9 protein-coding genes and 1 pseudogene are annotated in these 8,088 nt (G+C 57.8%); 7 read left to right on the top strand and 3 right to left on the bottom strand.

Annotation, left to right across the window (positions count from 1 at the left end):
• The first annotated feature begins 265 nt into the window (after positions 1-265).
• The 7 genes from AC1DRJ_RS14920 (at position 266) to AC1DRJ_RS14890 (ending at position 5,359) form a co-directional block, all read left to right on the top strand.
• The gene (locus tag AC1DRJ_RS14920; RefSeq protein ID WP_477802839.1) at positions 266-610 is read left to right on the top strand and encodes a hypothetical protein; all 345 of its coding nucleotides are present in this window, start codon (positions 266-268) and stop codon (positions 608-610) included.
• Between the two features lie 157 nt (positions 611-767).
• On the top strand, positions 768-1,400 hold the full coding sequence (locus AC1DRJ_RS14915) for a TetR family transcriptional regulator (RefSeq protein ID WP_477802838.1): 633 nt from the start codon (positions 768-770) through the stop codon (positions 1,398-1,400).
• 253 nt (positions 1,401-1,653) lie between these two features.
• On the top strand, positions 1,654-2,154 hold the full coding sequence (gene ureE, locus AC1DRJ_RS14910) for an urease accessory protein UreE (RefSeq protein WP_477802837.1): 501 nt from the start codon (positions 1,654-1,656) through the stop codon (positions 2,152-2,154).
• Positions 2,151-2,825 carry an urease accessory protein UreF gene (locus AC1DRJ_RS14905; protein WP_477802836.1) on the top strand — a complete coding sequence of 225 codons (675 nt, stop codon included), beginning with the start codon at positions 2,151-2,153 and terminating at the stop codon, positions 2,823-2,825. Before ureE ends, AC1DRJ_RS14905 begins: the two co-directional genes overlap by 4 nt.
• 22 nt (positions 2,826-2,847) lie before the next feature.
• Positions 2,848-3,462: an urease accessory protein UreG gene (ureG, locus tag AC1DRJ_RS14900; protein WP_007947546.1), complete on the top strand. Its 615-nt coding sequence runs from the start codon at positions 2,848-2,850 to the stop codon at positions 3,460-3,462.
• A gap of 29 nt (positions 3,463-3,491) precedes the next feature.
• Entirely contained in the window at positions 3,492-4,064 is a 573-nt protein-coding gene (locus AC1DRJ_RS14895) for a HupE/UreJ family protein (RefSeq protein ID WP_477802835.1), read from the top strand.
• Between the two features lie 167 nt (positions 4,065-4,231).
• Positions 4,232-5,359, top strand: a complete 1,128-nt coding sequence (locus AC1DRJ_RS14890) for an AGE family epimerase/isomerase (protein WP_477802834.1) — start codon at positions 4,232-4,234, stop codon at positions 5,357-5,359.
• Positions 5,360-5,477: 118 nt separating this feature from the next.
• Here AC1DRJ_RS14890 and AC1DRJ_RS14885 read toward each other — a convergent pair whose 3' ends face one another.
• The 3 genes and pseudogenes from AC1DRJ_RS14885 to AC1DRJ_RS14875 all read right to left on the bottom strand — a co-directional run.
• Positions 5,478-6,245 carry an SDR family oxidoreductase gene (locus tag AC1DRJ_RS14885; RefSeq protein WP_477802833.1) on the bottom strand — a complete coding sequence of 256 codons (768 nt, stop codon included), beginning with the start codon at positions 6,243-6,245 and terminating at the stop codon, positions 5,478-5,480.
• A 960-nt stretch (positions 6,246-7,205) separates the two neighbouring features.
• The gene (locus AC1DRJ_RS14880) at positions 7,206-7,505 is read right to left on the bottom strand and encodes an HdeA/HdeB family chaperone (RefSeq protein WP_477802832.1); all 300 of its coding nucleotides are present in this window, start codon (positions 7,503-7,505) and stop codon (positions 7,206-7,208) included.
• A 365-nt stretch (positions 7,506-7,870) separates the two neighbouring features.
• Positions 7,871-8,088, bottom strand: a pseudogene (locus AC1DRJ_RS14875) (ABC transporter ATP-binding protein); the annotation flags it as partial.

The raw sequence follows: 8,088 nt of genomic DNA, 5'->3' as shown, positions 1-8,088 counted from the left end.
CACAATAACGTTCAAATAATCGGTCGGGGGCACCTTGCTCACTTCAGGCAGCGTTACCGACCCGCACTTTTGTGCGGCGCGAGCGAGTCGAAACTACCCGTTCCAGGGCAAAAATACTCGCTGAAAACGCCCGTTTTAGAGGCTTGCAGCAGAACAATCAATTCCGTTGATTATTACCATTGCGTTTATGAACTTTGATATCGATTTTTCGAGAGTAGCATTGCCCTCGTACCCACTTTACCGCCCCCCCAAGGAGCAACTCATCATGAAACGCCAACTACTGCTTAGCCTGACCCTCTCGATGCTAGCCAGCACTGCTTTCGCTCTGCCAGCCCCTGATCAAGCCACTCCGCAAGTCAAAGACAGTCATTCGGTGTTCAGCCAAACTGTCGCTGCAGATGGTTCCGACCGCACTCCACAAGGCCAGACCCTGGCTGAAGGCGGTTCCGACCGTACCCCACAAGGCCAAACTCTCGCTGAAGGCGGTTCCGATCGCACCCCACAAGGCCAAACCCTGGCTGAAGGCGGTTCCGATCGCACCCCACAAGGTCAAACCCTGGCCGAAGGTGGTGGTGACCGTGTGATCGAACGCAACAGCGCTACGAGCTAAGCCCTATGGCCGCCCTGAGAAAAAGCCCAATCCCCGGATTGGGCTTTTGACTTATAGAGCGATGCATTTCCTCGCCTGATCCCCCGATTGTCGTTCGACGCCAGCGAAGCCGATTTGCTAGAGTGCGCCGCTGTCCTGTCCAGAAAACACCCTTGCGATGCTGCCCCGCGCCGAACAGAAACAACAAACCCGCAACGCCCTGATGGATGCTGCTCGCCATCTGATGGAATGCGGCCGAGGATTCGGCAGCCTCAGCCTGCGCGAAGTGACGAGAACCGCCGGCATCGTGCCCACCGGTTTCTATCGGCATTTCGCCGATATGGATGAATTGGGCCTGGTGCTGGTGAGCGAAGTCGGTCAGACCTTCCGCGAAACCATCCGCCTGGTGCGCCATAACGAATTCGTCATGGGCGGCATTATTGATGCGTCGGTGCGGATCTTTCTCGACGTGGTCAGCGCCAATCGCTCGCAGTTTCTGTTTCTTGCCCGCGAACAGTACGGCGGATCGTTGCCGGTGCGGCTGGCGATTGGGCGATTGCGAGAAGACATCAGCTCGGATTTGGCAGCTGACTTGTCCTTGATGCCCAAGCTGCAACACCTCGGTATCGCTGACTTGAGTGTGATGGCTGATCTGATCGTTAAAAGTGTGTTCGCGACCCTGCCCGACATTATCGACCCGCCGGCCGAGGCGCTCCCCGAGCATTTGACGCCTCAGGCCAAGATCACCCAGCAACTGCGCTTCATCTTTATCGGTCTCAAGCATTGGCAAGGACTTGGCAGCACGGAATAACCCTGCTCGCGAAATAAGAGGTCATTCACCTCAAATGTTGACTGTGCTGACGGCTTCGCGAGCAGGCTCGCTCCCACGAAAACCATTCGGCGCATCAATTCGGTGCAACGCAAACACCCTCGCACCACTAGCGCTCAAAATCCTGCAACCCCCCGAATCCCCCACTAAGCTCCGACAGGCATTTCCTACGTATCGCCCGATTGGCAAGCCCCTTGCTCTAGCCTGAGTATTGTCCATTGCTGGAAGCCTTCCGATGCTGGTGATTCATCGCAGAGTCGACCCTCAACCCGTCTGGGCCGCCGAATTGCTCCTGAATTTCGAAGCCCGGAGTAAAAGCCGTTTGCGCTGTTTCAGTGCCGAAGGTGAAGACGTCGGGCTGTTTTTGGAGCGCGGCCAGCCGCCGCTGTATGACGGCGAATGCCTGCAAGCCGAAGACGGCCGTATCGTGCGCGTCTGCGCCCGCCCCGAACAACTGTTGCACGTCACCTGCGGCAATGCCTTCGAATTGACCCGCGCGGCCTATCACCTCGGCAATCGCCACGTTGCCCTGCAAATCGGTGATGGCTGGCTGCGCCTGCTCGACGACTACGTGCTTAAAGCCATGCTCGAACAGCTGGAAGCGAAGGTCGAAAACATCGAAGCGCCGTTCCAGCCGGAACACGGTGCCTATGGTGGCGGCCATCACCATTCGCGACACGGCGACGAAGACTTCAACTACCCGCCGAAACTGCATCAGTTCGGCGTCCGTTTATGAACCCGGCCTGGGCGCTGCTGCGCCTGGCTAGCCCGCAACTACCGATTGGCGGCTACAGCTACTCCCAAGGTCTGGAAATGGCCGTGGATAACGGTCGAGTGTGCGATTCGGGCAGCGCACGACGCTGGATCAGCGACCAGCTGCTGCTGAACCTGGCACGGTTCGAAGCGCCGCTGTTGCTCGCCCATTGCGTGGCTGCCTTTGATGAAAACTGGGCCGAGTTGCTGCAACGCTGTGAAGAACACCGGGCCAGTCGGGAAACCCGCGAGCTGCATCAGGAAAGCCGTCAGATGGGCTATTCCTTGCAGCAACTTCTCAACGGCTTACCGGAGCTGGATGCCCCCGCCCGCGCCTTCCTCGAACAACGCCCCGAACCGCACCTGGCCCTCGGCTGGGCGCTGGCCGCCCGGGCTTGGGGGATCAGTCCGCAGGATGCGCTGGCCGCATGGCTCTGGAGCTGGCTGGAAAACCAATTGGCGGTGCTGATGAAAACCTTGCCGCTGGGTCAGCAAGCCGCGCAACGCCTGACCAGCGAACTGGTGCCGCTGTTGCAACAAGCCCAGCAGGACGCCACACGAATCGACCCAAATCACTACGGCAGCGCCACATTTGGCCTGTCCCTGGCGTGCATGGCCCATGAGCGTCAGTACAGCCGCCTGTTCCGTTCCTAGGGCCTTTAATATGGAGAACCACATGAACACACAACCCCTGCGCGTCGGCATCGGCGGCCCGGTCGGTTCCGGCAAAACCGCCCTGACCCTGGCCCTGTGCCTGGCCCTGCGCGAGCGTTACAACCTGGCCGTCGTCACCAACGACATCTACACCCGCGAAGATGCCGACTTTCTGGTGCGCAACGAAGCCTTGGCGCCGGAGCGGATCATCGGTGTAGAAACCGGCGGCTGCCCGCACACGGCGATCCGCGAAGACGCCTCGATCAACCTCGAAGCCGTGGATCAACTGAACCGCCGCTTTCCGGGGCTGGACCTGATTCTGGTGGAGTCCGGAGGCGACAATCTCTCGGCCACCTTCAGCCCTGAACTGTCCGACCTGACCATCTACGTGATCGACGTTTCGGCCGGCGACAAGCTGCCACGCAAGGGCGGGCCCGGGATCTGCAAATCCGATTTGCTGGTGATCAACAAAGTCGACCTCGCGCCATTGGTAGGTGCATCGCTGGAGATGATGGACAGCGATACCAAACGCATGCGCAACGGCAAACCGTTTGTCTTCAGCAACCAGAAAACCGGTCTGGGGCTTGAAGAGATCATCGCCTTCATCGAACGCCAGGGCCTGCTCACAGCGGCCTGATCACGACTTATCAACAAGGAAGCTTATCCATGACACTGAAACGCATTCTGGGCGCCGTGGCCCTGCTGCTGACCCCGGCCATCGCCTTCGCCCATCCGGGTCATGGCGACAATGGCTTGATCGCCGGCATTGGGCACCCGATTGGCGGCCTCGATCACTTGCTGGCGATGATTGCGGTCGGCCTGTGGGCGGCGCAGCAAAAAGGCGCGGCGCGCTGGGCGCTGCCATGCACGTTCGTCGGCACCATGCTGATCGGCGGGTTGCTGGGGTTTGAAKGGCTGAACCTGCCGGCGCTGGAAGGCGGGATTGCGGCATCGGTGCTGGCACTGGGTCTGGCAGTGGCGCTGGCGGTGCGTCCGCCACTGAGCATGGCGGTGGGCGCGACGGCGTTGTTTGCGCTGTTCCACGGTGTGGCGCATGGGTTGGAGTTGCCGGACATGTCGAGCCCTTGGGCATATGCGGCCGGGTTTGTGGCGGCGACGGCGGCGTTGCATGCAGCGGGTTATGCGGTCGTTCGCGTGTTGCCGCAAGCGGCGGCACCGCTGGTTCGGTTGGCGGGTGCCGCTTCCGCAGCGACTGGGGTCTGGTTGCTCGCAGGCTGATGATCGTTCCCACGCTCTGAGTGGGAATGCAGCCCGGGACGCTCTGCGTCCCAACAGCCGAACGCGGAGCGTCCGATGAGGCATTCCCACGCGGAGCGTGGGAACGATCAAGGCGCTCACTCTGCTAACATGTCGCGCAACCAACCCTGCCGTGACGACGCCAGCCAATGCCGCCTGTTTCCCGCTCCGCCTCCCAGCCTGAATTGACCGCCCTGTTCGCCTCGGTGCAACAGCACTTCCAGGACGTGATCGTGCCGCTCTGGCAAGGACCCGGCTGGAATGCCGACATGGGGCTGCCGTATGAAGCACTGGACGCGGAACATCAACCGCTAGCCCCTCAACGCTACCGGGCCATGGCCTGCGCACGGCAGCTGTATGTATTTTCCAGCCTGATCGGCCAGGTGCAGGACGCCGAAGAGCGTGCCGCCACGCTGTTCCGCTCTCTGCAGCAGCGTTTCCACGATGCTGAACATGGCGGCTGGTTCTACAGCATCGATCCGTACGGCGCACCGCTCGACCAGCGTAAAGACCTCTATACCCACGCGTTCATCCTGTTTGCCTGCGCCAATTACTGGGACAAGGTTCGCGAGCCATTGGTGGAATCGGCGCTCAATGCGGCGCTGGAAGTGATCGCTCAGCGTTTCGCGACAGGCGACGGCCTTTACGAAGCCAGCCTCGACCGAGACTGGTCATCGCTCAACTCCGGGCCTCTGCAAAATCCCCTGATGCATTTGGCCGAAGCCTTCCTTGCGACCCTGTCGGTGCGCGAGGACACCGTCGTGCAGCGTGCGCTCGTTGAATTATGCACAGGCATGCAGAAGCGCTTCATCGATCCGCAACAGAGCGTGCTGATGGAAAAGCCCTTGGGAGCTGTGGATAACTGGTTTGAACCGGGTCATCAATTCGAGTGGTATTTCTTGCTGGAATCTTCACCATTGCTGCGCGGCTCCACACTGCATGTTTCGCTGTTGAATGCGTTTGCCGTTACCGAGCAACTGGGCGTTGATCCATATACCGGTGCAGTCGTGGCGATGCTCACTCTGGATGGCTCTGCGAAGGATGCCACCCAGCGCATCTGGGCTCAGGCTGAATACCTGCGCGCCCTGACCTTGCGGCCAAACAGCGATGCTTCTGTGCTGCGTCAGTTACAGGCGTTACAGCAGCGCTTTCTGCATGCGGGTGGCTGGTATGAGTGTCGCGATGAGCAAGGCGAAGTCAGCCGCAAGGACATGCCGTCGACGACGCCTTATCACTTGGCGACCTGCTATCGCGGGCTGGTCGAATATCTTCGCTGACTGAAAGATAGCTATCGCGAGCAAGCTCGGCTCCTACGGGGTTTGTGGCGTTCGCAAAATGGCGATTCAACACAAAACTGTGGGAGCGTGGCTTGCCCGCGATGGCCGTTACGCGGTCTTAAGCCTTGGCATTACGCTCGATTGAGAAACCAGCCCACGTCTGACTCACCGGCATCAGTTCCAGGCTGTTGATGTTGATGTGCGCCGGCGCGTTCAGCACCCAGAAAATGGTCTCGGCGATGTCCTGCGGCTGGATCGGCTCCGCCCCCGCGTACGTCGCGTTGTAACGCTCCTGGTCACCGGCGAAACGCACCAGCGAGAACTCGCTTTCACACAAGCCCGGCTCGATGTTGCTGACACGCACGCCTGTGCCTTGCAGGTCGCAACGCAGGTTCAGCGAAAACTGTTTAACGAATGCCTTGCTCGCCCCATACACGTGGCTGCCCGGGTACGGATAATTGCCGGCGATGGAGCCGAGGTTAACGATGCCGGCGCCACGGCCATGGGCAATCAGGCGCGGCAGCAACAAACGGGTGCTGTACATCAGGCCTTTGATGTTGGTGTCGACCATAGTGTCCCAATCATCGAGATCGCACTTGGGCGCCGGATCAACACCGAGTGCCAGACCGGCGTTGTTGATCAGCCCGCGCAGCTTGGCGAATGACGGTGGCAGGTTGGCAATCGCTTCCTCCATGGCTTTGCGGTCACGCACGTCGAGCACCAGACCGTGCACCTCGGTCTGCTTCGACAACTCGGCACACAGGGCCGTAAGGCGCTCTTCACGACGGCCTGTCAGCACCAGTTTCCAGCCAGCCTCGGCAAAACGGCGGGCACAGGCTTCACCAAAACCGGAGGTCGCGCCGGTAATAAACAGGGTGTTGGACATCGTGTTCTCCTTGCTACGGCTGACGGGCAGCCCTTGGAATAGAAAGTCAGCTGGCAGCATGCCCGGCCTTGCTCACAGCGGCAACCATCACAAGAGCTGTGCAAAAAACAACCAACCTTGTTAGCGCCATACGCCCCGTGGCTTGCAGCCATGTACGCGCACGTTATCCACAGGCCGGTCCACAGTTTCCGGGGGCAAGTGAAAATGCTGGAAGCCGCTGTGTACAAGGCTTTGCGGGGAGTTAGAAAAGTTTTTCACTTGACCCTCGCCGCCGCGCGGTGTAGCCCATGGCATTTTGCACGATCACCCCTGCAAACCAGCGATGGCGCCAAGCCAGTAACGACGGCCATTAGCCGAGTCTTTCCAGAGTTTAACCACAGACTTATCCACAGGCAGTTAGCGCCCGTTTCGCCCTGATTCAACCGGTAATAAAAAGGTTGACAACGCTATCCTCAAGCCCCGCAAAAACGCCTGATCAAAAAATAACCACATCGCTGCAAGCCACGTATTTAAAGGCGTCCAGACAGCTACTCCCACGTTATTCACAGCCAGCTCCACAGCAAACGGGGACAAGTCAAAACAGTGATAAAACAACTATTTACAGCGGCTTTATGTCGCGCTTTGAGAGCTTGTGAATATTGTTTTCCACAATTTCAAGAAAGCTTCTGCCAGCCCCTATGGGAGCGCCGCCCGGAGACAGGCTCGCTCTCACAGGGAATGGTGACGAATCGAGAAATGATCATGAAGTGATTTATATCCGCCGTCCTGATTACACCCGGGATGACGACGCCGCGCACACCCTATGGGGAATATTCGCCGGCCAGCAATCGGTTCTTGAAAACCAGGTCAGGAAAATGATTCAACCAACTTTTCCCGTATTACCAATCGAACTCAACAAAACGATAAACGCTCGCCGGCATTAAAGTACCGACAAGCGCCTCAGGTTCGTGACGACATCATTCAGAACAATTTCTTAATTTCCTCGGAAAAACTAGATACTTTTTTCTCCGGGTTTTTTGTGCACTTTTCTATATATACAGGAAGAACTTCTGCTGTAAGTTTTTCTTTAGTGAAAGAACCCCCATTTGAATTAATATTCTTGTCGACGGATAACCAAAGTGCGACTGGAGCTTGGGCTGAAGGCGCTGCAAGAAACTCCTTACACGTAATATCTTCGGGTGCCGGCGCGGCATAAACAGCGCTGACCGTGGAAAGAACCAAGCTAGCCAGGGCCATTTTGCAAAAAATCTTATGAGTCATTTTACGCATCTCCACAGACTTGGATAATACCTCTTTATATAAGAGGCAAATCATGCATTGACTGGCGCCAAACTAAAGCAACTTAAATTTAGCGGCATCACAAGTGCACGCCGGATAAGTATAGACGGTTTCGCGCAGTGTCAATGTCTATTTTTTAACACATGATAACCGCACCCAGATAAACCAAGAGCATTGATATATAGAACACCCATCACTTCTAAATTAGTTTAGAAAAGGTATATAGCCATACTAACTAACAACAGACTTGCACGCGAGCCTGTGCCTAAACACTTAAAGACCAACTCTTTCCAAAATAAAAAAGCCCCGACGATTGCGCGCCGGGGCTTTTGCTCAACTACGCAGATTCAATGGCCGCCGAGATAAGCGTTACGCACCTCTTCGTTCACCAGCAGCTCCTTACCGGTGCCCGTGAGGCGAATCTCACCGTTGACCATCACATACGCCCGGTCCGACAACCTGAGGGCGTGGTTGGCATTCTGCTCAACCAGGAAGATGGTCATGCCGGTCTTGGCCAGCTCCCGCAGGGTCGCGAAGATCTGTTTCACCACAATCGGCGCCAGGC

The sequence above is a fragment of the Pseudomonas sp. P5_B2 genome, from assembly GCF_056400445.1.
This window is presented reverse-complemented; position numbering and strand designations above follow the sequence as displayed.